Source organism: Bradyrhizobium tropiciagri (assembly GCF_001189845.1).
Lineage (GTDB): Bacteria > Pseudomonadota > Alphaproteobacteria > Rhizobiales > Xanthobacteraceae > Bradyrhizobium > Bradyrhizobium tropiciagri.
This window is the reverse complement of sequence record NZ_LFLZ01000013.1, coordinates 105,500-126,056: the sequence shown is the minus strand read 5'-3', so window position 1 is coordinate 126,056 and position 20,557 is coordinate 105,500. Positions and strand designations below refer to the sequence as shown.

The window sequence follows — 20,557 nt, the reverse complement described above, 5'->3', positions numbered from 1 at the left end:
GCGACGACAGCAGAAGCGCGCCGTTGAACGAAACAAACAAGGCATGTCGTACTCTCCGTGCGGATCAGGGACGATGGGAAGCATTTGGCAGGCCAGGCGGCGTCTCCAGGAGATAATCGCCGGAAGGATCGAGCCCCTTGAGTTCGGCGATCGCCTCGATCCGGCGCGCGGGACCCCGCCCCCTGATGAAGACGACGAGGTCGATAGCCTCGGCGATGAGCCGGCGCGGCACAGTGGCGACCGCTTCCTGGATCAACTGCTCGATGCGATAGAGCGCAGCACGCGCCGAGTTTGCGTGAACGGTGGCGATCCCACCCGGATGGCCCGTATTCCAGGCCTTCAGCATGTCGAGGGCCTCGGCGCCCCTGACCTCGCCCACGATGATGCGATCAGGACGAAGGCGAAGTGTGGAGCGCACGAGATCTGCAAGGCTCGCGACGCCAGGCTTGGTGCGGAGCGTCACGACATCCTTGGCCGCGCAGCGCAGCTCGCGCGTGTCCTCGATGATGACGATGCGCTCATCGAGGCGCGCAATCTCCGCCAGGAGCGCATTGGCAAGTGTGGTCTTGCCGGATCCAGTGCCGCCCGCAACCAGGATGCTGCGCCTTCGGCAACCGCGGCCGCCAGCACCTTAGCCATCAAAGGCGTGGCGATCTGTGCCCTGACGTAGTCGGACAGGAGAAACGTCGTCGTTGCAGGCTTGCGGATGGCAAAGCACGGCGCGAGCGAGACCGGCGGCAGGACGCCTTCGAACCGCTCGCCAGTTTCGGGAAGCTCAGCGAGATGATCGGGTAGGATGCACTTGCCTCAGCTCGGACATGGCTCGCGACCAGACGGATGATCCGCTCCGACTCCTGCGGCGTCAGAATGACACCGGTATCAGCCCGTCCCGCGCGGTGCCGCTCGAGCCACAGCCTGCCGTCTGGGTTGACGATCACCTCGACAACCTCGGCCTCCTCCAGGGCCAGCGCGATCGCCGGCCCCAACGCGGTCCACAACATGCCACGGCGGCGCTCGCGGGTTTCGGGCGAGAGAAGGTCAGACATGGCCGACCTCCTCCCGCCCCGCCGGAGACGGCCCCGGCTGCTGACCCGCCGCATGGTGCGGGCGGGATTCTGTCGCTGTCTGCGCGTTGCCGCCGCCGAGCGGCGCGCCCTCCTCAATATGCCGCATGAACAGGTCCGGATTTGACGTCGAGACCTGTTCCATGACGTCCGCAACCAGCCGGCCGCCGGAGGCGATGCGCTTGCCGACTTGCGCGACGAACATCTCGAACCGCTCGCGCCCCAGCGCACGTGCCGCGTCCTGGTCTCCGGTGGGCAACGGCGGCGTGATCGTCAGGTAGTAGCGAACGAAGAGCGCGATAGTTTCCGCCATGATCGAGAGATCACGCTCCGCGCGATCAAGCTGCCGGTTCATGCGGTCTAGCCTGCGCAGGAGCGCTGCGTCACCGCTTGCGTCCCGTTCCGGATTGAGGAAGCGATCGAGGGCGGCGTCGACGATGGCCGACTTGTTGGTGCCGGGTCGCCTGGCAGCCAGTTCGAGCCGCTGCGCCACGCTATCGGAGACATAGGCAGATAGTTTTGGTTTCATAGGAAGGGCCCTCAGAATGCAGGAAGAAGATCGTCGTCATCGCGCGTGACTGCGTGAGCGCTACGGACGGTGCTGGAGGCGTTCGCCAGGCGTTGCATCTGGTTGCGATCTGCGCCGACGTCTGCCTCGTCATCGAGCAACCGCTCCTCGGCAAATCGCACCGCCTCGGCTCGGGGATCGGCTTCCTCAAACAGCGGCAACTGCTGCTTCAGCCCGCCCTCCTCCGCAGCCGCCTGCATGAGGTCGCGGTACGGAAGCGTTGCCAATCGAAGATCGACGGCCCGGATCTGGCGATCCCAGTCGCTGGCACGTGCTGCCAGGCGGTCGCGATAACCGCCGGCATCGCAGCGCGGCGACGGATGCAAGCGCATTACAAAATTTGCATCCTCATAGTGCCTGAGCTTGCGGGCCCGAACCGGCGCCAGCCCCGAGACGAGCACGATGGCCTGGTCTTGTGGCAACTGCATCACCTCGCCCGAAGTGAGCAGCGGCCGCGCGGTTTCCTGGCGGCTCACCATGACATGGCCAAGCCAGGGAGCGAGTCGGTGACCGGCATAGTTCCTTTGTGCCCGTAGCTCGGTTGCGGTGCCGAGTGCATCCGAAATGCGCTTGGCAGTGCGCTCATCATTTGCCGCAAAGGCGATACGGACGTGGCAATTGTCCAGGATCGCATTGTTCTCGCCATAGGCCTTTGCAATCTGGTTCAGCGATTGAGCGATGAGATAGGCGCGGATGCCGTAGCCAGCCATGAAGGCGAGTGCGCTTTCGAAGAAGTCGAGCCTCCCGAGAGCCGGAAACTCATCCAACATCAGGAGAAGTTGGCGATGCTTCGCCTCGCCTGCCTTGATGTTCAAGGACTCGGTCAACCGGCGGCCGATCTGATTGAGGATCAGCCGGATCAGCGGCTTGGTGCGGCTGATATCTGACGGCGGCACGACTAGATACAGCGTGACCGGCTTATCCGCCGTGACGAGGTCGGCGATGCGCCAATCGCAGCTCTCGGTATTGCGGCTCACAACCGGATCGCGATAGAGCGCAAGGAAACTCACGGCGGTCGACAGCACGCCGGAGCGCTCGTTTTCAGATTTGTTGAGGAGTTCCCGCGCGTCGCCGCGACGACAGGATGAACCTTGGGGTCGGCCTCGGTTCCGAGATGGTTGGTGGCCAGCATAATCCGCAGCGTTTTCTCGAAGGACTGCGCTGGATCAGCGAGTATCTCGGTAACGCGGGTCAGCGTCTTCTGTTGCTCCGCATAGAGAACATGGAGGATGACGCCCACCAGCAGGGAGTGGCTGGTCTTCTCCCAGTGGCTTCGGCGCTCCAGTGCCCCTTCCGGGTCGACCAGGATGTCGGCAATGTTCTGGACATCGCGGACTTCGGCCACTCCCTTGCGGACCTCGAGCAACGGATTGTAGCGCGCGCTTGCTGGATCGGTCGGATTGAACAGCAGGCAATGCGAGAAGGTCGAGCGCCAGCCGGAGGTCAGCTCCCAGTTTTCGCCCTTGATGTCGTGCACGACTGCGGATGAAGTCCAGGACAACAACGTCGGAAGCACGAGCCCCACGCCCTTGCCCGACCGTGTCGGTGCGAAGCACATGACGTGCTCGGGTCCGTCGTGACGCAGATAGCGATCTTCAAATCGTCCAAGGAACACACCCTTGCCTGCGAACAGACCGGCAGCGCGGATCTCCTTCGCAATTGCCCAGCGGGCGGAGCCGTAGGTCGTGACCAGCTGGTTTTGCCGTGCCCGCCACACCGAATTGACGATCGCAAACAGCGCGCCCGCAATGCCGCCAGCTGCCGCGATGGCCCCGCCCTCCTCAAATATCTCGGGCGCGTATGCCTCGTAGGCGAACCACCATTCGAACAATCGCCAGGGCAGATAGACCGGATAGCTGCCAATGGCGAACCACGGTGCACCAAGCCGCGCCTGAAATCCGAGCGCTGTCGCCGTCCATTGCGTCGCTCCCCATATCGATGCGACGACGATACCGAAGACAACCGCGATCTGGCCGACGTAGATTTTTGCCGGAAACATTTTCCGCCCCGCTCAACGCTCGCAATGAGCGCGTCGAGATGAAAAGCGGGATGGCGGCTCGCATTCAACCTGAATAAAAATCGCCGCCGGCAACGAGATCCGGCTCGATCATATCCATCGAAGTGAAATCGTTGCTGCGGCAGTCTCAGCGTGGTTGAGGAAGCGCCTCAATTGAAGGTGAACGGCACGATCAAACTTGATCACCGGTCCGGCCTCGCCCCGGATAGCTCGTCGCACGGCCTGCCCCGAGGTGACGAAACGAATCGAACGAGGCCGCTCACGCCTTCACATCGATGGTCGCATCGACTGCCGGCCCGAAAGGGCCGCGCGTCGGCCAAAGCATCACTGCGCGACGGACTGCCCAACTCGCCATCGATCTTGCAATGCGGGCGCGTGCGGAGATTGGCGGCCCTATTCTCCGCATGATTTGCGGGAATTCCGCCGGAAATTCATCACGAGCCAATCACTACCATAATACCTAAATCAAGTTTTGTCAAAGTTGACAAAGTTGCATACGCGCCCAATATTCAGGTCGGAGTTCAGCTCATGTCCAAGGCACAGTCAAAGCCCTCCGGTACCGAGGATCTGTCCGTCCATGGGGACGGCGTGATGATGGTACTTAAGCAGAAGCCCGGCGCTTTGAAGAGCCTGGAGCTTCCCGCCGATGCGCAGGTCGCGATTGTCTCCAAAAGCGCGACCGCGCTGCAGAAGGTGCGTGAGCGAAACAAGCAATTGACGGGTCAGGCGTTCCGGTTCTTCTCCGAAGCCGCAAAGAAAGCTGCTGTCGTCAACAAGGACGCGTTCACGCCCGATGCCCGCGCGCTCGCCGTTCTTGAAGGCGTCCGTATTGCGCAGGAGGATCTTCGGCGATCTGGCGGCGCGTATGATCTGGAGCAGGTCAGAACGCTCCTGCGGGGAATCTCCCGGCAGGCCGTCGACAAGCGCGTGCAGGAAGGCAGCCTCCTTGCCGTTCCCGGTCCCAGTAACCACCGGAGCTTTCCGACCTTCCAGTTCAACGTCGACGGCACCGTCGTCGAGGGACTCAAGTCGGTTCAGGACGCCCTGCCAACCAACAACCCCTGGACCGTTCTGAATTTCCTGGCTCAGCCAGACGATCGGTTGGGCGGCCGCAAGCCGATCGACCTGCTCCGGGAAGGCAAGGTTGAACTTGTGGTCGAGGCCGCCCGGCGAATGGCTCAGCAAGGCGCGTGACCGCACCACTGCCGCCCGGCGATCTCGATCGCCGCCGTCCTCGCCCGGTCCGGCTACGGCGAGGAACAGTTGTACATCGGTTCTACACGGCCGAGTACGATCCGATCTTTTTCGACACCTCGCGTCTTGGCCGATTGAACGCTCCCGACGGAAGCTACGGCGTTCTCTATGCAGCTCGAGAGCCTTTTGGCGCATTCGCAGAGACGTTCCTCCGCGTGCCGGGACGGACCCTGCTCGATACCGGCCTGCTCCGTCGCAAGGCCTACGCGCGTCTCGAGATCACAGAAGATCTGACGCTGATCAGACTGGCCGGTCCATCGCTCGCTATTGTCGGCGCGACTGCCGAGGTGGTCCATGGCGGATTGCCCTACGACGTGCCGCAAGCCTGGTCGAAGGCGCTTTTCGACCATCCGCTCAGTCCCGACGGCATCGCCTACTACGCCCGCCACGACGACGAAGGCCTTTGCTATGCACTGTTTGATCGCGCACGCAGCTCGGTCAGAGAAATCGATCGACAGACCAACCTCGATCAGGACTGGTTCTGGCGGCTTGCGCAGCGATACAGGGTCGGACTTGCACCGGGCTGACGAGAGGCTCGAGCTAGCGGCCGATGCCCCGTTTTATTCCGATCGACCAGGAAATGCCCGCTCCGCCAACACTGCCGCTGACGAATTGTCCACGCGCGCGTTCCAGAACCGGCCGCCAGGGCACCAGGACAAATTCGCGCGACTGCTCGATCAGAGCGTATCGCCCGCTATTGAGTGTCAGCATCCGCTTGTAGACGCCGCTAAGGTTATCGCCCGCCCTAGCGTTGCGATACTCAAGCCCGGTACGAGCCGAAATGCCCGCCGCGGTTCCCGCCAGCTCGCGCTCTTCAAGGGCGCGCAGCATGTTCCGCGCAAAACGCATCCGCCCTCCTTCCTCTCGTGCGAGCCCCTGTTCGATCAGCCATTGCCGTCTCGCCCGCAATGCCGTCTCGACCTCCGCTCCGAAGCCGGTTGACGCGAGGCCGCACGTTTCCTTTCCGAGGAGCTTGCGATCGAGCCAGGTCGCACCGACCGCTTGCGGCAGCTCTTCGAGCCTTTGCCATGACAGCACCGTGACGCGGAATGGATTGCGCGCGCGCTGGAGCTCTTCATAGCGAAGCGCCCGATCGAGATAGTCCTCGCCGACCTTCCAGCCGTCATCGGCAAGGCGGCTTACCATCCCTAGCCGACGCATCGCCTCCAGTCGCCGGATGTGGGCTCCGATATATTCACTCGATGCCTGGGGATCGAACTCCCGGTGCAGGCGCTCGCTGTAAAGATTGTCATTGCGAGCGGACACTGCAGCGATGTCCCGGTCGATCTGGCGAGCCTCCGCGGAACGCGGCCTAAGCTCCAATATCATGCTCCGCGCGGGCAACTCTTCGTTAGCCCCGAGAGCGCCGACCTCGGCATAGTGTGTCCGCCCGTCGACCCCATCAATCACCACATAGCGGCGCTCCGTCAGCTCATCCGCAAACCCTTCGCCGACGACCCGTCCGATCAGGCGCTCACCGTCACGCTGTGGATCGAAGACCGCATAGCTGCCTGACGCCCGCGAGATTCCCGCCGCTGTCAGCTCGCGATGCATGGTCTTGATGATGTCGCCACGCTCGTCCATGCGACTGAGCTTCGCTTCGAGCTCGGCGTCAAGACGCCAGCGGCCGGGCTTGTCTTCCTCCGCCAATCCCATCCGCTCGAGCGTCCGTAGCCGGCCCATCCGCATCGTGTGCCAGACCGGATCCCGCGCAGTCTGTGCAGCAGGCTCAAGGACACCATGCGGGGCGTCGCGCAGAATAGCCCGGTCAAGCCGCGTGAACCGTTCGGCCGTTACCTCCCGTTGAAGCTTGCGTGCGGCCTCGATCTCGGTTTCGGGACCGAGCTCACGGGTGACAAGGTCCGCGGCGCGCGCCCGCAGGCCGTGGGCAATATAGTCTCGAGCGATCACGAGGTCGTGCCCCGCATCATCCCTGCCACGGAGCACGACATGGCTATGCGGATGCCCCGTGTTGAAATGATCCGCCGCGACCCAGTCTAGCCTTGAGCCGAGGTCACTCTCCATCTGTCGCATCAGATCACGGATGAACGGCTTCAGATCGGAGAGCTCGGCGCTATCCTCCGGTGCCACGATGAAGCGAAACTGGTGGCGGTCGCCGGCGCTGCGTTCAGTAAACGCCTTGCCGTCGGCCCGGTCGCTCCCCGCGTCGTAAAGTTCTCCGGGCTGACCTTCTCGCGTCACGCCGTCGCGTTGCACGTAACGCAGATGCGCCCGGACGGCGCCCGTATCGCCGGCCTTGATGCGTACGATCCGTGCCTTGATCACGACCCGACGTCGTCCCTCGCTCCGGCTTCGGCCGGCGAGCACCGCACCTTGCGCGTATCCGCGGCCGATACGGCCGCCCGAGAAATTCGAAGCGCGATCAACCCTTGGACCGGCGCGTTCGGCGGCCTGCCGAACACGTCGGAGATATCCGGTCGGCTTTCTCGCCTTGCGGTTCCCGATCCGGCCTAGTTTCGGTTTGACCTCGTCGTCATCGACACCATGCATGTCGCGTCTTCCCGGCTGAGAAGACCGCGGATATGTGAAGCCAATGAGCCCTCGCCAAGTCGCAGACGCGAACGGTGAGCACTTGCACTACCTTGAAGGGCTATTGGCGACATCGCGTTGCGCCGTATCGCCAACTCCTGGATGTGCAGACAAGGGCTTGCGGCTCATCGAGAGCCAGTCCTTTAATCTTGCTCTCTCGTTCTGTTCTTTCAGCCCCTGGACCTCAATGGACAGGCTCTTCCGGTTGCCGAAGCCGTGATCAACGATCGCGCGGATAGAAGCGCACATAAGCGATGCGCGCCCCCTTCCGGGAGCGCGCACAATCGGCATTGCGTGCCGCATCAGTTGTCAGGATTCCACGTCCAGATGGGACGCGCCACGCCCAGAACATTGCATCTGAGCACCGGTCCGAAGTAGCGCGAGTCGAACGAATTCGGGTGCGCTTGTAGCAGGAAGAACTCTCCCTCGATCAGCCTCATGCAGCCTTTCCATGCCGGCAGCGCTCGGCCATCTCTGCCCTTCTCGAAGGTCTCGGCGACCACCTTTCCGTTGATGGCAATTGTTCCGTTGGGCTCGTCCGAGCGACACACTTCGTCTCCGCCGGCTGCGGCAATCTGCTTGATTAGCGGCACGGAGGGCGGCAAGAGGCCACGCGCGACCAGCATCAACTCGACCAGCGCAGGCGGCTCGATCACCGCCATCTCGCCGCGCTCGGGCAGGCGATTTTCCAGGCGATAGAACCCGAGCGGCGCGCTGCCCGACCCGTTGTAGACGACGAGCGGCGCGTGTGGCGCCGACGCGACGATGGTCGCGACGATCGACACGGAAATTACCGCAAGCACGGCGGCCCTTGTGCGCAAGCGCTGCGATCTAGCGATCATCGGAGGTCGACTTTCGCTTGCTGGCCTTCGAATAATCGACGAGGTCTTCGATGTCGTAACGGACGTAGCGTCCATGCTTGCGATAATTGGGCCCTGTGCCCTGGACCCGCATCTTTTCAAGCGTGTTCTTGGTCAGCCGCAGCCAGGCGGCCGCCTCTGTCGTGTTCAGAAATGGAGAGTCGGACTCTTTCTTCTCGCTTTCCGTCATCATCGACGTTTCCCTGTCATGCCCGCAAAATGCGAGAGCGAGAGGAAACCTCGTCAAGGACGAATGCTCATGGAAGTGTCGAAGATGGCCCGGAAATTGTCGCCACCCCGCATGGGGAAGCGCGGTCCAGTCAGGCGAGAAGTTCGCGATAGCCACCGCGCATCAGTTCCTGGCCCTTGGCAACCAGACGGCGGGTGCGGTCTTTCAGGAACTGGCTCGTCCCGCCCCAATCGTCGGCGACGCGTTGCTCGCCGAAGATCGCGATCGCTATCTGGCGATAAGTCTTGCCTGCCATGCTTTCATCGAGCGCGATCAGCGCTTGATAAAGGCGCTCATCATTGGCGAATGGCGACCGTCCGGTGCGAGCTGTCTCGGGCCTTTCGAAGCGCTGCAGAGTCCTGAGCCGCTCGGTCTGGCTGTTGAGATCGTCGAGCCCGTCGAGCTCGAACACCAGCCGGGACGGCCGGGTCAGGACCCCGACATCGTGAAGTTCAACGGCTACGTTCATGCCTTGCCCCTTCAGCATCACCACGGCAATCCCATCGGCGCCGATGGCCACCGAACGGTCAACCTTGAACGTTGCAAGCGGTGAGGCTCGACTGTCATTGACGCCATCGGATGCCCTGCAGCGGGCACGAACCGGGCGGCGGTTGGCGGATGCCAGCCAGAAGACCGGAGCGGTGCGGGCCGGAGCACGGGGATCGGCAAAGGCGTAGAGCCCCCATCGTTCGGCGTGCGGATAGCGCCGCCGCAGACGCAGCAGCCTCGTGCCGTCGGACAAAGTGATGCAAGGAAGATGCCTTGGCACCGAGGCGCGCCAACCCTTGGCATAGTCCGGGTTGCGACGGAGGAATTCCCAGGCCCAGTCGCTTGAATCGTAGGCATCGATTGCATCGCGGCCGCCCGCCGCGCCTGCGTTCCGCCATGGGCTACTGAAGCCTTGTCGATCCAAGCGCAGCCCCCAGGGCGAGTCGTCTGCGACGATGGTCGAAAGCGATTGCGGCGCCAAGGTGGCCTCCGCGCTGGGCGCGCGGAGGCCTTGCGGCTTGCGTCAGTCCGCCGAGTTCCAGATCAGCGCGAAGACGTTCTCGTCGTCCTGGCCGGCGGCGCGGCCGAGGTTGGCGTAGAGCTTGCGCGGTCCGAACTCGGGCGCGGCCAGCGACAGGCTCACATAGTCCTTGCGGCTGTTTTCTCCGCGGCGGATCCAGCCTGCGCCGATCTCGACGCCCTGGGTGACGACCCGGAAGTCCGGCTGAGCGTCCGCGGTCTTGTCGTGGTTGGCCACGATGTCGATGTCGGTCCGGATGGACACGGTCTTGAGCTGCCCTTTGTAGCCGCCATTCTCGGTCTTGGTGACGTATCCGATCGCAGTCATGGTTTGTCTCCTTTGATGCCGCAGAGGCCGATCCCCTGCGATGGCGAGACCGTGATGGGAAGCGAACCGCCGCCGAACCCGTCAGGGGCGAAGCGCAGCGGCGCACCCGAGTGAACGAGTTTTTTGAGGCGAAGCTGCCGCGAGGAGCCGGGGCCGCAAGGGAGCGGCGGGGAAAAAAGGAGATGGCGAGGGTTTTGGACGGCGGAGCGCTTCCCGTAGGTCGTCACGCCCGCAAGCAGGAGGTCGCCCCTCTCAAGGCTCAAGGAGCACAGCCATGACTGTGCGGGATGCTCCGGATCGGCGCCCGGCCTCAAGGGAAGACCCCATCCAACGGATGAGCATTGGCAGCGTGTCCAACCGCGGCAAGACCGCGGACACACGCAGGCTCCGCGTCGTCATCCTGGGTTCGAGACCGGTGCGAGCCGCGCGAGCGGAAGCGACCGCAAGGACTATGTGAGCTTACCGCTGCCGCCGGGGCTGCCGGACGCACACGCCTGACAGCCTTCCACGACGGCGGCCCGCTGACGACTTCGCAAAGCGCGCTCCTGGTGTCGGCCGGTCGCAAGCATCCGCCTGCGCAGCACGCGTGAGGTGCTTGTACTGCTTGATCGTCACGCAACCGCAGCGCTCGAACGGCTGCGTTAACCCAACACGGTATCAATTTTGCTAGTATCGGATTAGCTTGATGATGCGTGCGCCACTTGCGGTGCTCGCGAACACGTCAGGCCAACACAAAACCGAGAGGACCACATGGCTAAGAAAGCGAAAAAGGCAAAGACCGCGAAGGCAACCAAGAAGGTCGCCAAGAAGACCAAGAAGATGAAGAAGTAAGCGCGGCTTTCCGCGCTTCAAGCCGCCGCGGCATCGCGTCAGCCTCGATGTCGGCTCCGGATGCATCAAAGGATGCTCCCGGCGACGATCAGACCGGCCCCATGTGCACATGGCCCAAGAGCCCTCTGGATTGATGCACATGGGTCCAGTTTTTTTGGTCCCGTCTCTCGCCGCCGTCGGCCGCTTCAGCCATCACGTTAATGCGCTTCCGACGGCCGCATGCCTTGTCGTGTCCCGCTGTTCGCGTCGCTGGAACAGGCATCCGGACGGCCCCCGGCTCCGATGCATTGACGGTAGCGCCAGGGCTCGACAAATCGTCCGCTCCACATGCCGGTCTGCTTCGCGCGCGCCTCGGCCTCGGCGGCCGCATAGTCGCCCTTGCTGTAGCGCGGCCAGTCGATCGCAAGCCCGCCGCGCACCAGCCAGTCGGCAAGGTCGACCTTAACGGCGGAGCAAACCGCGACCGCCCGCCCGTATTGGTCGCGGTCGACCTCGACGCAGGCTACCGTCTGCCTGCCAATGAAGGCGGCAAGCGCATTCGATGCGATCTGCCCGCAGCGATAGCGCTCGCCGTGTCGGTCATGGCACAGCTGATCGTGTTCAGGGGCATCGATCCCGAAGAGGCGTACGCGTGTCGCACGAATTTCGATGGTGTCGCCGTCGATCACGCTCGCCTGCCCGGTCGCGTCGCCGGCGCGGACGGGGCCCGCCAGCGTGGCGGCGGTAACCAGCAGGACGAGTGCGCGGCCGAGAGCCGGCCGCTGCCCGGAAGTCCGGTTCGACCAATTGAATGCGTGCCACGGTCGCAATCGTCTCGAAACGCCGGTCCCCACCTGACTGGACCACGTCCTACGGCGCGCCAACGGTCAGGGAGGAAACCACCCGCGCCAGCACCACGATGCTGGCGGCGAGCGTCGTCCCTCCGACCAGAACGTGCGCGATACACCGCCCTACCATGGCACTGCCGTCAACAAAGACGCTGAATGCATTTTGCATGGGCCGGCTCCGTCACTTGCTCGGAAGGATCGAGCCGGACTCTTAGTCTGAGTCGCACCACCGCCGCCTCAGGGTTATTTCTCGGGCCGTTAGGGTTTGATTCACGACTCCGAGACTCCGGCAATCGGCCGCGGCGGAGGCCGCCGCAGCCGAATCAGCGGACTCAGCCGCCGGTCTTGTTCCGTCCCTCGCCGTTCAGGCAGTCGCGGATGATTCGCTGCACCCTGGCGGTTTCCGACGGTTCGGCGGCAGCGACCTCCCGTCCCAGCGGGCGGTTTGCACCCGTTGCGAGGGGACGGCTATGCGTCCGGGCTGTGCTGCGCTTGATCGTCTGCGTTCGCTGAAACCGGTGCGCGGAAGGCCAGCAGAAAGTCTGCGGCTTTTGAGGCCTGGCTTGCGGCACGAAAGATCGCGCGGTTGTCGGCGCGCAGCACGTCGATCCAGCTGCCGATATAGTCGGCATGCCGTACCGTCGGCACGATGGACAGTGACGCGCAGACAAAGGCGGTTGTCACCTCGGCGACCAGCTCCTCGGTGGCGTACAGCGTCGACCCGAAGGCGCCGCTCTGATCGCGGTTCAGCCGGCGATGGTGACCGGTCCAGTGTCCGAGTTCGTGAAACAGCGTGCGATAGTAGTTGATCTGGTCGAAGAAGGCCGATTGCGGCGGCAGGCAGATCACGTCTTCGCGCGGGGCATAGAACGCCTCATCACCGCCATGACGGATATCGGCGAGCGTTGCGCGCGCGAGCGCTTCCGCCTCGGGCACGATCCGGGGCTCGGGCAATGCGGGAGCGGACGCAATGCAGCGATCGGGAAGCCCCTCGCATTGCGCCACGTTGAACACGATGTAGCGGCGCAGAAACGGGACTGCGTCGGCTTCGTGCCGGTCGTCTTGCGCTGCCGCCGGATCGGTCGGTTCAGATCGGCGATCCTTCGGAATGAACTTGTCGGCGTAACAGACCCCGACACCACGCTCGCCCTTGCGCACGGTTCCGCCCATGGCGGTCGCCTGCCGGAACGTAAGCCACCGCTGCGAGGCAAAGCCTGATCGAACTGCTGTGCCCACAGGATCAGGATGTTGATCCCAGAATAGGTCCCGCCGGTCACGGCGTTGCGCGGCAATCCAAGCCGGGCATCGCTCGAGCCTGCGGCCCAAGGCTGCGCCCATGGAAAAGTCCCTGCCTCCAGATCGGCAATGATCCGCGCGGTGACCTCTTCATAAAGGCCCGGCTTCGCCTTGGTCGCGTGATTGCGCGTAAAACGCCTGGACATGATGATCTCCGTTCGTCCTTCTTCCGCGCCCTGCCCCCGGAAGGCGGGGTGGGCGGCGAAGAGCGACCGGAAAGCCCCGAACTCAGGAGGCGGGCAGCACCGGAACGGCCGGAGCGGCAGCGGAGGACCGCGCCATGCAAGCACTCGTCGCAGACTGCCTTGAAATGGCGCGGTTGCGGCCTGTCGGTTCGGGGCTACACGGGAGCACCGCCCACCCCGCGGTCCGCGGGCTACAAAATGCGCCGGGCGCATGCGGCCGGCTCGCCAAGAAGCGCTTGTGACGGCGTAGCGACCTCGGTCGACCAGTGCGCTCGATGCCGCGCCCGGTCGCCACGTCGAGCGCGCGCACGAAGTTCGCGCCAGGGATCGACGCCAAAGGCCGAGACCGCGGACGGGCTCGGTTCACGAGAGCCCGGCCCGCAAGCCTGGTTGCTTGCGGGCGTCGCCAGCCTCAATGCCAATAGGCTCCTGGTGCCCTCCCAACCACCTCTTCCAAACGGATGATGCTCTCATCCTGCAGGCCATCTGCGCAAAGAGCGGATCTCGCCTCTTACGAGAGTGCTGACGTCACGTTGATCGCGCGGCGATTTGACGGGGACGCGAGTCCATCGCAGCATCGTCCGGCTGGCGGATGCACTAGGACAGCTCGGTCCTTGGATCGATCAGAAGCTGCTGCACGTGCTGCCTTGCGATCGGACAACCAAGGCATACCGCCCATTCAAGCAGGGTCTGGCGGAGCGTCGTTGTCAGAATTCCGTGCAGCGCAAGACGATCGAGCACAAGCTGGCGGTCCGCCTCCAGGCGCGCCATGGAGAGATCGGCAAGTATTCGTACGTCGTAACCGAGCGTTGCGCCCCCGAGCGCGGCGATGAGCACGTCCTCCTCAAGCCACGCTCCGCCCAAAAATAGCAGACTGGTATTCGAGGTTGTCAGGCTCGCGATAAACCGCGCATCGTGCCACAGCTCCAGAGGATCCGCGTCAGGTATCGTGACAACACCAGGAATCTGGCCGGCCCACGAAGGCTCGTGCTCTCCGACGAGGTTGAGCGTAATGCTGAACACCTGAAACACTGCGGGAAGGAGTGCAAGGCTCTCCTGTCGGTCTACAACGCGGTCGACCGATACTGTCCCGGGTCTGGTACGCCCGGGATTGATCAGGATCAGACGGCTGCGCCGCGGATCTGCCAGCATCGCATTGATCCAGGAAATGCACCGGATGGCCCATAGAAGCAGAATGTATCCTGGTCACGCGGCGGCGAGAGGCAGTGGCTCCTCCCTAAGCACGGGCCCCTCAACAACTGCCTGTCTGTACATTGCAGCGAGTGCAGTATCGGAATTGTGCAGCAAGCCCGCCAATGCCATGGTTGGGCCAATCCTCTGCGGCGTCGAGATCCGCTCCAGCGGCCATCCAGCGCGCCGAAGAATTCGTTCCATGCGCACGTCGGTGACGGTCACGATCGCATCGGCTTGCGCGGCCCGCATCCCCTCGATCATGGCCGCAAAGAGCAAGAAAGTCGTGCGGTTGAGCCCGCTCTCTGTCGATCCGGCAGCGCGAGCTGTGTCGACGCAAAACCGCGAGCTCTCCAGGACCTGGTCACTTCGCGGCACCGGCTGGCTTCCCAGCAAAGAAGGGAACGTATCGGCCAACATGGTGGGCCCCGTGGTCGGCAGCAGCCGGACGGATGCCACGACGTCCCGCTCTTCGGTCGTAATCAGAAGATAGGTCGGGTTGAGAGCATCATAGATGTCCATTTCGAACTCGCCCGATACAGACACAGTCCAATCGAGCCGATCCTTGAACACCCGCCGGCGAAGACGAAACATCGCCGCAAGTAGATCGAGATGCCGCCCGAATTGATGATGACGGAGAGCAACGACATGCATGGTGACCTCCTGATTGATAACAGGAGGTCACAGAACCAGAGGTACACAGACCATGCGCCTGTCGAATCTTGCAGGTCGAAAGCCGATCCAATGGAAGCCGAGGCCACTTTTAGCAAAGATAAGCCCAAGCTCAGCAATCGAGGACACCTCTTCAGCAGACGAGAGGTCTGCTTAGATGTGGGTTGTTATTCCAACCGCTCGCAATGAACTCAGGGCAACAATCCCCGGCGCAGCGCTTCGCGACGCACTGGGCGATTGTGGCGGCATCCAGCTTGCGCCGGGCGTTCTCGAGATGGAATACGACTGTGCGGCGCGATATCTGAACAAGTACGGCGATATCCGCGACAGTCTTGCCTTGTGCGACCCAGGCAAGACATTGGCGCTCGCGCTGGGTAAGAACGCTGCTGCCCTGCGTTGGCCTTCGCAGTCGGGCGACCGCGTGGGTGTGAAAATAGAGGCCCACAAGGTGAACTGCGAGCTTCGCATCGATGACCAGTCGGCTTGTCGAGGCAACCGGCTCGTCAGTTGCGAGAGTGAACGCGGCCATCCGTCCAAAGCCACCCTTGATCGGGACGGTGACGCCGGACCTGATACCAAACGTCATGGCCTCGTCGAAGAAGTTGCGCTGTTGCCTTGTTCCCGCGGGCTTCGGTGTACCGTCCCCCCAGCAGAAAACATCGTTTTCGTGACGAGCCCGACGCACAACGGGATCAAGCTGTTGATAGCCGAGCTCAAAGTATCGGCTGGTCCAGGCCTTTGGATAGGAGGAAACGAGCGTGGGCGCCTGGTTCGCGATCTGCAGATAGGCGAACCATCGGAATCCGAGGCGCCGGGTCACGCGCCTTGCGACACTTTCGAACCCTTGTTCGTCGTCTGCCGTCCAGATTGCATCGACGAACTCCTGAAATGACCGGTTCACTGCTTTTATCATCGAGGCATCGGCCAGCCGGCCATAAGGAGAAACACGAAGCATGCCACAGGACCAAACGAGCTGCTTTCGCCATCCGGCGCCGCAAGCAGCGGCCCACACCCCGGCCTGCTCCAGCAATGGATGCGTTCTCCATCGAGAGGATCGCGATCCGACGATCCAATCGATGGCTTCATGTGACGCGCTGCTACATGTTTACGAGCAGGGATGCGAGCACATTGAGAGAGGGCCCCTCGGTCTTGAAGTACGCCAGGCTTGGATGATCCGTATAGCCTACCCCGATTGTTCCCCAGAGACCGGGCATGAGATGCGCAGTGTATGTCGCGGTGACTGAATTGGAGGTCCGCGCCGCAAACGCTCCGGTAAGGCCTGAGAATTGGTTGGTAGCGTCCGCCAGATAATGGCTGACGACGTTTCGAGCCGTGACGACCGAGAACATGTCGGTTGGGCGGCTGTCAAACGGTCCGATCCAGTACGCTCGGCCCTCATAATATTGAGAGATGCCCGTCGTCTCGGGTGGCGCGTACATGAACGACATGCCCGCATAGATGCCGCGGTGCGCCGTCAGCGGTGACGACGGATCCTGTTGCCATAGTTGCCGGTCGGCCAGGAAGGTCACGCCGACATTGCCAGCATGTGTTGCGAACGGATTGCCCGGAAGATGTGAAAAGTCGCGGAAGGTCGAATTGTTGTAGAGGACGTCAAGCCGCAACCAGGTTTGCGGGTTTCCGGGGCTCGCCGGCCGCTTATAGCCGATCTCGTCAATGAACAGCTCCCCGGTTCCCCTCGGTCCGCTCCAGTTGAACCCTGAAGGGTTGGTCAGTGTTTCGTCGAACACGACATTGCCGGTCACACTGTTGATCGGGAGACTGCGTTGTACGGCGGCTTGATTATAGATCGTATCGGTGATGTGCCAGGTCGTTCTGAAACTTGGAGTTGGCACAATCGAGAGCCCCAGCTGCACCGGAATTGAGCCGCTTGGACCGAATGTACTGGCCAGATTCGAACCGACGAAAGTCCCCATGAACTCGGTGGTGTTGGTTACGTAACCGAACTTGATCTCGAGCCGCTTGTCGAAGAGCGTTTGATACCAGGCCAGCTGATAGAGCTGGAGAGTGTTGGGAAGGTATCCGACATCGTTACCCGTGCTGTACAGCCCGGCCACCATCAATTGCCCGTCGGGCACGCCCCAGCGGCTCAGATCGTAGGTCAGCCAGGCGATCGTCTCATTAATGTAGCTCGGACGTTGACCGAGATAGGTCTGGTTGCCCGCACACAGTGCACCGGTCGCCTGGGAGTAGCGGGAACAGGGCGGGAAGTAGCCTGGCACATGTCGCGGCGTGTCCAGCATATTGCTTTCAAAGATGCCGAGGTCGTAGACCTGCAGGCCAAAGCCTGCTGACGCCAATGCCGACCGCCAACCGCCTTCGTCGCGCAGAAGGGAGTCGGCATAGGAAGGAAACGGTATGTTCCAGCCCTTTACGCCATAGCGTTTATTCAGCTCGTTCAACTGTTCGCGCTCACGCATCGCGTCAGCGATCTTCGCATTAGGGTTTCGTGCGACGGGCGATTTGATTTGCGGCGATGCGCGCTTCGTATCATCGACCGTTCTCCCATTTGGACCAACGGCCTTTTGCTTGTAAGTGACTGATGCGACCTCCTTTGCATTTTGCTCTGAGGACCCTGCGCGAGCCGACGCGCCATTGACGGCAAGCAACGCCAGGCCGAGGCAACCCGAGCGAACCACTCTCCGCCAATACAGACGGAGATCGCCCCCGTTGACCGTTCTTTCCGTTCGAGTACTTACGATGCGTTCTGAATGCATTCTCTCCTCCCCTTGACAATGTTTTTGTCGTTTTCCTGTAAAGCCTCGCAGCGCCCGGGAATTCATCAGGATGGGTCGCTCGGCCTCGCAGACAAAGGCGCAGCTATCCTCGCCACCGGAATCACCGTTGGTGAGATGGTCGTTTTCTATTGGCTGCTTGATTGCAGCGTGATCCGTGACACGACGGCGCCCTCGCCGGCAATCATGTCATGCTGCAAGCACTACTTGTGCTTATGCCGCCTTGCTTCCCGCCCCGATCGCGATCTGGACCGGAGATTGCCCACGCTACACCGAATGCACCGCAGATCAGGTGGCCTTCGGCATATCGCCATTGTTCCCCCGCTGGTCAATCCATTGATTGTCCTCCCTCGGCTTCGTCCTCGTGGAATTCAGGAACATCACGATCGGTCAGACTAGCCGTGCCGCATTCGCACGCGATTCCGCAGCACCCCTATGCCTTCAACCTCGAGCTCGACGACGTCGCCATCCTTGAGCGATCGTCCATGATCGACGGCGCTGCCTCCGAGCACCGTGCCTGACGCAAAGATGTCGCCGGGGTAGATCGTGCGAGAGCGGCTCATCTCCACGATTGCCTGCTCGAACGTGAAGCGCATATGCCGGGAGGACCGGTTGGTCCATTCTTCGCCGTTGACCCGCGCGATCATGCGGACGTCGGAGAGGTCGCGAAACTCGTCCGGAGTGGCAATACACGGCCCGAGAGTCTTGGCTCCGTCAAAATCCTTGCCGCCGCCCGGCCCGATCCCCATTTCCATGTGGATCAGTTGTTCGTCCCTTGCGCTCCAGTCGTTGAAGATCGTGTAACCGAAAATGTGGCCTGCCGCCGCTTCGAGCGGAATGTCCTTGCCTCGTTTTCCGATGACGACGGCCCATTCCAGCTCGAAGTCGGCGGCCTTTGAATAGGCCGGCCACTCAATATCCTCTTCGTGAGCCGACACGGACAGCGGATCGACCGTATAATAGGTCAACCGCTTGAGCAGCAGGTCAAAGCGCATCCGCTTGGCTACGGCGAGTTGAGCTGCCGCCTGCTCTGAACCGGCAGCAGCCTCCGCTTCGAGCTGGTCCTTGCGCTCAAAGAAGCGTTCCACATGCTCCGTAAACAGGTTGCAATCACGCATGCGAACCGGTCTCGGCAGTGGAGCAAGAAGTTGCGCTTCCACCAACGGGAGAATGGCTGATCGCGGCGGATTGCTAAGGATCTGCTCCGCGAGACGAAGTGCCTCAGTGCCTCCCTCAATCATCTCCTGCATCGAACAGAACCACCTGCCTCGCTGGTCTGCTCTGGTCGACGATGTCAAGTCGACAACATGGTCGTCAGCCAAGAGAGCTCCGACCGACCGGGAGCCCCCGGCAGTGAAGGTGACGAGTTTCACGCCGCGGCCCTCCCATCGACAAGCACTCCGACCAAAACGCATTCATCGGGGCCGTCATTGCGCCAGCCGTGCATGCCGCCGTTCTGCACGATCACATCGCCGGCCTGGAGGAGAACGTCCTGCCCTTCGGTCAACATCCAGACCCGTCCCGAAGCGATCATGAAATAGTTCAAGGTATCCGTCTTGTGCATGGAGCTGTGCTTTGCGGCTGCCATCTCGTCCTTTGACGGCACGTGCACGCTTTGGATTGATCGATGCATCGCCTCCACGTCCGCAGCCGAAAGCGGTTGTGCGCTGGGCGCAAAGCGAACGATACGAAAGATCGTGCCTCCATCTGGCGGCTCGTGTCGCACCGGAGCATTGAGCGTGGGGTCCCGAGACGAAGAAAGATCAGCCGGCGTCTCGTGCGTGATCCATAGATCGCGGCCAAAAATGTTGAAGCCAAGATGTGGCAAGGTTGACAGATCGTCGACGGCCAGCACGTCTGACTTTCCGCCCTGATCATTTCCGACAATGATGCGTCTCATGGAATCTCCTCTGTTATTGGCAGCACCACCGAAGGGAGATCCCCGGACACAGTTGACCGACATGGCGAACCGTCGGCCGGCTGCGCCATTCCGCCTCCCTATCGGCACCAGCTTGCTTCGCCATGCCATTTGGTACGAATTACGTTATTTTCGTACCAAGCGATTTGTCAAGTAGCTCGCTCAAGTTTTGTTCTGCAGGCGTGCGGCAGCGATAGCGTGCAGTGCCCTTGAGTCGGCACCACGTTTCCAGTCTTTGCCTCTGGGCTAGTATCTTCCGATTAGCGCTTTTTCGGCGTCTCGCCCCGCGGCGCCGCATTTTCGCGTTTGAACAGACCCTGGAAGAGGAGAGCTGGAAGCTCGGCGAACGCCTCACTCATCGTGAGCCCGGCCGCGGCAAGCACCTCGGGTTGATTGATGAGCCTTGCGGCGGCGAAATAGACTTCAGCAGCCAGGTGCGCGTGCAACGGCTGGAAGTGCCCTTTACGAATGCCGTCCTCAATGAGATCACGTAGCACTGCAACCCGCTCCCGTTGATGCTCTTCAAGCATCCGACGAGCCGGCTCGAAGGCTCGCAATTCCTCGTTGAACTGCTGTGTCGCTCGGGAGCTCTCGCTGATGCCCGGCTGCAAATAGGCGAGGATACGGGCCTGCGGATCTTCATTCTCGAGAGCAGCGCGCATGCCGCGCCGGCGAATCCGATCGAGCAGGCGGCGCAAAACCACCAGAAAGAGCTCGGGCTTGCCGCGGCCGATTTCGTACAGAGAGCGCTTGGAACACCGGAGTCGCGCACAGAGATCGTCAACGGTCGGAGTCTGGAAGCCCTCGGTAAGGAAAATCACCTCGAGATCATCGAGGATCTTCTCGTGGCGCCGGAGCTGTCGGTCTTCGCTCCGGCGCGTATTTGGGCTCATCTCATCTCTCCTCACCTGGGTTTCCCGATATAGCGCGACATCCTGCGATCATCCCAGAGCCAAGTTGACAAATCCAATCCGGTACAAATATATCGTCAATCGTACCATTCCTC

Annotated in this window: 17 protein-coding genes and 3 pseudogenes; 2 read left to right on the top strand and 18 right to left on the bottom strand. The window is 62.2% G+C overall.

The window, feature by feature from the left end; all coding sequences use genetic code 11:
* Nucleotides 1–64: 64 nt before the first annotated feature.
* The 3 genes and pseudogenes from trbB to AKN84_RS13760 form a co-directional block, all read right to left on the bottom strand.
* Nucleotides 65–1,001, bottom strand: a pseudogene (gene trbB, locus AKN84_RS45195) (P-type conjugative transfer ATPase TrbB).
* 37 nt (nt 1,002–1,038) lie between these two features.
* Complete coding sequence (locus tag AKN84_RS13765; protein ID WP_128970760.1) at nt 1,039–1,557, bottom strand: CopG family transcriptional regulator; 519 nt, start codon at nt 1,555–1,557, stop codon at nt 1,039–1,041.
* Nucleotides 1,558–1,604: 47 nt separating this feature from the next.
* A pseudogene (locus AKN84_RS13760) lies at nt 1,605–3,631 on the bottom strand (conjugal transfer protein TraG).
* Between the two features lie 546 nt (nt 3,632–4,177).
* On the opposite strand from AKN84_RS13760, the gene AKN84_RS13755 reads away from it, so the two are divergent.
* Both AKN84_RS13755 and AKN84_RS13750 read left to right on the top strand, forming a co-directional pair.
* Nucleotides 4,178–4,843 (top strand): hypothetical protein, encoded by a 666-nt coding sequence (locus tag AKN84_RS13755; protein ID WP_050421228.1) that lies wholly within the window; start codon nt 4,178–4,180, stop codon nt 4,841–4,843.
* On the top strand, nt 4,840–5,430 hold the full coding sequence (locus AKN84_RS13750; protein ID WP_050421227.1) for an RES family NAD+ phosphorylase: 591 nt from the start codon (nt 4,840–4,842) through the stop codon (nt 5,428–5,430). Before AKN84_RS13755 ends, AKN84_RS13750 begins: the two co-directional genes overlap by 4 nt.
* Nucleotides 5,431–5,443: 13 nt before the next feature.
* Here the strand turns inward: AKN84_RS13750 and rlxS are convergent, their stop codons facing one another.
* The 15 genes and pseudogenes from rlxS to AKN84_RS13680 all read right to left on the bottom strand — a co-directional run bounded on the left by rlxS (nt 5,444) and on the right by AKN84_RS13680 (nt 20,444).
* On the bottom strand, nt 5,444–7,414 hold the full coding sequence (gene rlxS / locus AKN84_RS13745; protein WP_050421226.1) for a relaxase/mobilization nuclease RlxS: 1,971 nt from the start codon (nt 7,412–7,414) through the stop codon (nt 5,444–5,446).
* A 341-nt stretch (nt 7,415–7,755) separates the two neighbouring features.
* On the bottom strand, nt 7,756–8,295 hold the full coding sequence (locus AKN84_RS13740) for a S26 family signal peptidase (protein ID WP_283805511.1): 540 nt from the start codon (nt 8,293–8,295) through the stop codon (nt 7,756–7,758).
* Nucleotides 8,285–8,506 carry a helix-turn-helix domain-containing protein gene (locus AKN84_RS13735; RefSeq protein ID WP_050421224.1) on the bottom strand — a complete coding sequence of 74 codons (222 nt, stop codon included), beginning with the start codon at nt 8,504–8,506 and terminating at the stop codon, nt 8,285–8,287. Before AKN84_RS13735 ends, AKN84_RS13740 begins: the two co-directional genes overlap by 11 nt.
* A 127-nt stretch (nt 8,507–8,633) precedes the next feature.
* Nucleotides 8,634–9,512, bottom strand: coding sequence for a DUF2285 domain-containing protein (locus AKN84_RS13730; RefSeq protein ID WP_050421223.1), 879 nt, complete (start codon nt 9,510–9,512; stop codon nt 8,634–8,636).
* A 42-nt stretch (nt 9,513–9,554) separates the two neighbouring features.
* A complete protein-coding gene (locus tag AKN84_RS13725) occupies nt 9,555–9,878 on the bottom strand; it encodes a DUF736 domain-containing protein (RefSeq protein ID WP_050421222.1) in 324 nt (107 codons plus the stop codon).
* Nucleotides 9,879–10,906: 1,028 nt separating this feature from the next.
* Nucleotides 10,907–11,377 (bottom strand): thermonuclease family protein, encoded by a 471-nt coding sequence (locus tag AKN84_RS13720; protein WP_244485080.1) that lies wholly within the window; start codon nt 11,375–11,377, stop codon nt 10,907–10,909.
* 181 nt (nt 11,378–11,558) lie between these two features.
* The gene (locus AKN84_RS47310; protein WP_157863296.1) at nt 11,559–11,705 is read right to left on the bottom strand and encodes a hypothetical protein; all 147 of its coding nucleotides are present in this window, start codon (nt 11,703–11,705) and stop codon (nt 11,559–11,561) included.
* 299 nt (nt 11,706–12,004) lie between these two features.
* A pseudogene (locus tag AKN84_RS13715) lies at nt 12,005–12,978 on the bottom strand (ArdC family protein).
* Between the two features lie 636 nt (nt 12,979–13,614).
* The gene (locus AKN84_RS13710) at nt 13,615–14,169 is read right to left on the bottom strand and encodes a hypothetical protein (RefSeq protein WP_050421221.1); all 555 of its coding nucleotides are present in this window, start codon (nt 14,167–14,169) and stop codon (nt 13,615–13,617) included.
* 54 nt (nt 14,170–14,223) lie between these two features.
* A complete protein-coding gene (locus tag AKN84_RS13705) occupies nt 14,224–14,862 on the bottom strand; it encodes an acyl-homoserine-lactone synthase (RefSeq protein WP_050421220.1) in 639 nt (212 codons plus the stop codon).
* A gap of 151 nt (nt 14,863–15,013) precedes the next feature.
* Nucleotides 15,014–15,910 carry an autoinducer binding domain-containing protein gene (locus AKN84_RS13700; protein ID WP_050421219.1) on the bottom strand — a complete coding sequence of 299 codons (897 nt, stop codon included), beginning with the start codon at nt 15,908–15,910 and terminating at the stop codon, nt 15,014–15,016.
* 67 nt (nt 15,911–15,977) lie between these two features.
* Nucleotides 15,978–17,615: a carbohydrate porin gene (locus AKN84_RS13695; protein ID WP_157863295.1), complete on the bottom strand. Its 1,638-nt coding sequence runs from the start codon at nt 17,613–17,615 to the stop codon at nt 15,978–15,980.
* A 413-nt stretch (nt 17,616–18,028) separates the two neighbouring features.
* Nucleotides 18,029–18,883, bottom strand: a complete 855-nt coding sequence (locus AKN84_RS13690) for a fumarylacetoacetate hydrolase family protein (RefSeq protein WP_157863294.1) — start codon at nt 18,881–18,883, stop codon at nt 18,029–18,031.
* 119 nt (nt 18,884–19,002) lie between these two features.
* Entirely contained in the window at nt 19,003–19,533 is a 531-nt protein-coding gene (locus AKN84_RS13685; RefSeq protein WP_050421216.1) for a cupin domain-containing protein, read from the bottom strand.
* Between the two features lie 278 nt (nt 19,534–19,811).
* A complete protein-coding gene (locus AKN84_RS13680) occupies nt 19,812–20,444 on the bottom strand; it encodes a TetR/AcrR family transcriptional regulator (protein ID WP_128970756.1) in 633 nt (210 codons plus the stop codon).
* Nucleotides 20,445–20,557 lie beyond the last annotated feature (113 nt).

Excerpts from the sequence above, each read along its gene's own strand:
- AKN84_RS13755 (WP_050421228.1), top strand. The coding sequence starts at position 4,178 with ATGTCCAAGGCACAGTCAAAGCCCTCCGGTACCGAGGATCTGTCCGTC.
- rlxS (WP_050421226.1), bottom strand. The coding sequence starts at position 7,414 with ATGCATGGTGTCGATGACGACGAGGTCAAACCGAAACTAGGCCGGATC.
- AKN84_RS13740 (WP_283805511.1), bottom strand. The coding sequence starts at position 8,295 with ATGATCGCTAGATCGCAGCGCTTGCGCACAAGGGCCGCCGTGCTTGCG.
- AKN84_RS13735 (WP_050421224.1), bottom strand. The coding sequence starts at position 8,506 with ATGATGACGGAAAGCGAGAAGAAAGAGTCCGACTCTCCATTTCTGAAC.
- AKN84_RS13725 (WP_050421222.1), bottom strand. The coding sequence starts at position 9,878 with ATGACTGCGATCGGATACGTCACCAAGACCGAGAATGGCGGCTACAAA.
- AKN84_RS47310 (WP_157863296.1), bottom strand. The coding sequence starts at position 11,705 with ATGCAAAATGCATTCAGCGTCTTTGTTGACGGCAGTGCCATGGTAGGG.
- AKN84_RS13710 (WP_050421221.1), bottom strand. The coding sequence starts at position 14,169 with ATGCTGGCAGATCCGCGGCGCAGCCGTCTGATCCTGATCAATCCCGGG.
- AKN84_RS13705 (WP_050421220.1), bottom strand. The coding sequence starts at position 14,862 with ATGCATGTCGTTGCTCTCCGTCATCATCAATTCGGGCGGCATCTCGAT.
- AKN84_RS13695 (WP_157863295.1), bottom strand. The coding sequence starts at position 17,615 with ATGCATTCAGAACGCATCGTAAGTACTCGAACGGAAAGAACGGTCAAC.
- AKN84_RS13690 (WP_157863294.1), bottom strand. The coding sequence starts at position 18,883 with ATGCAGGAGATGATTGAGGGAGGCACTGAGGCACTTCGTCTCGCGGAG.
- AKN84_RS13685 (WP_050421216.1), bottom strand. The coding sequence starts at position 19,533 with ATGAGACGCATCATTGTCGGAAATGATCAGGGCGGAAAGTCAGACGTG.
- AKN84_RS13680 (WP_128970756.1), bottom strand. The coding sequence starts at position 20,444 with ATGAGCCCAAATACGCGCCGGAGCGAAGACCGACAGCTCCGGCGCCAC.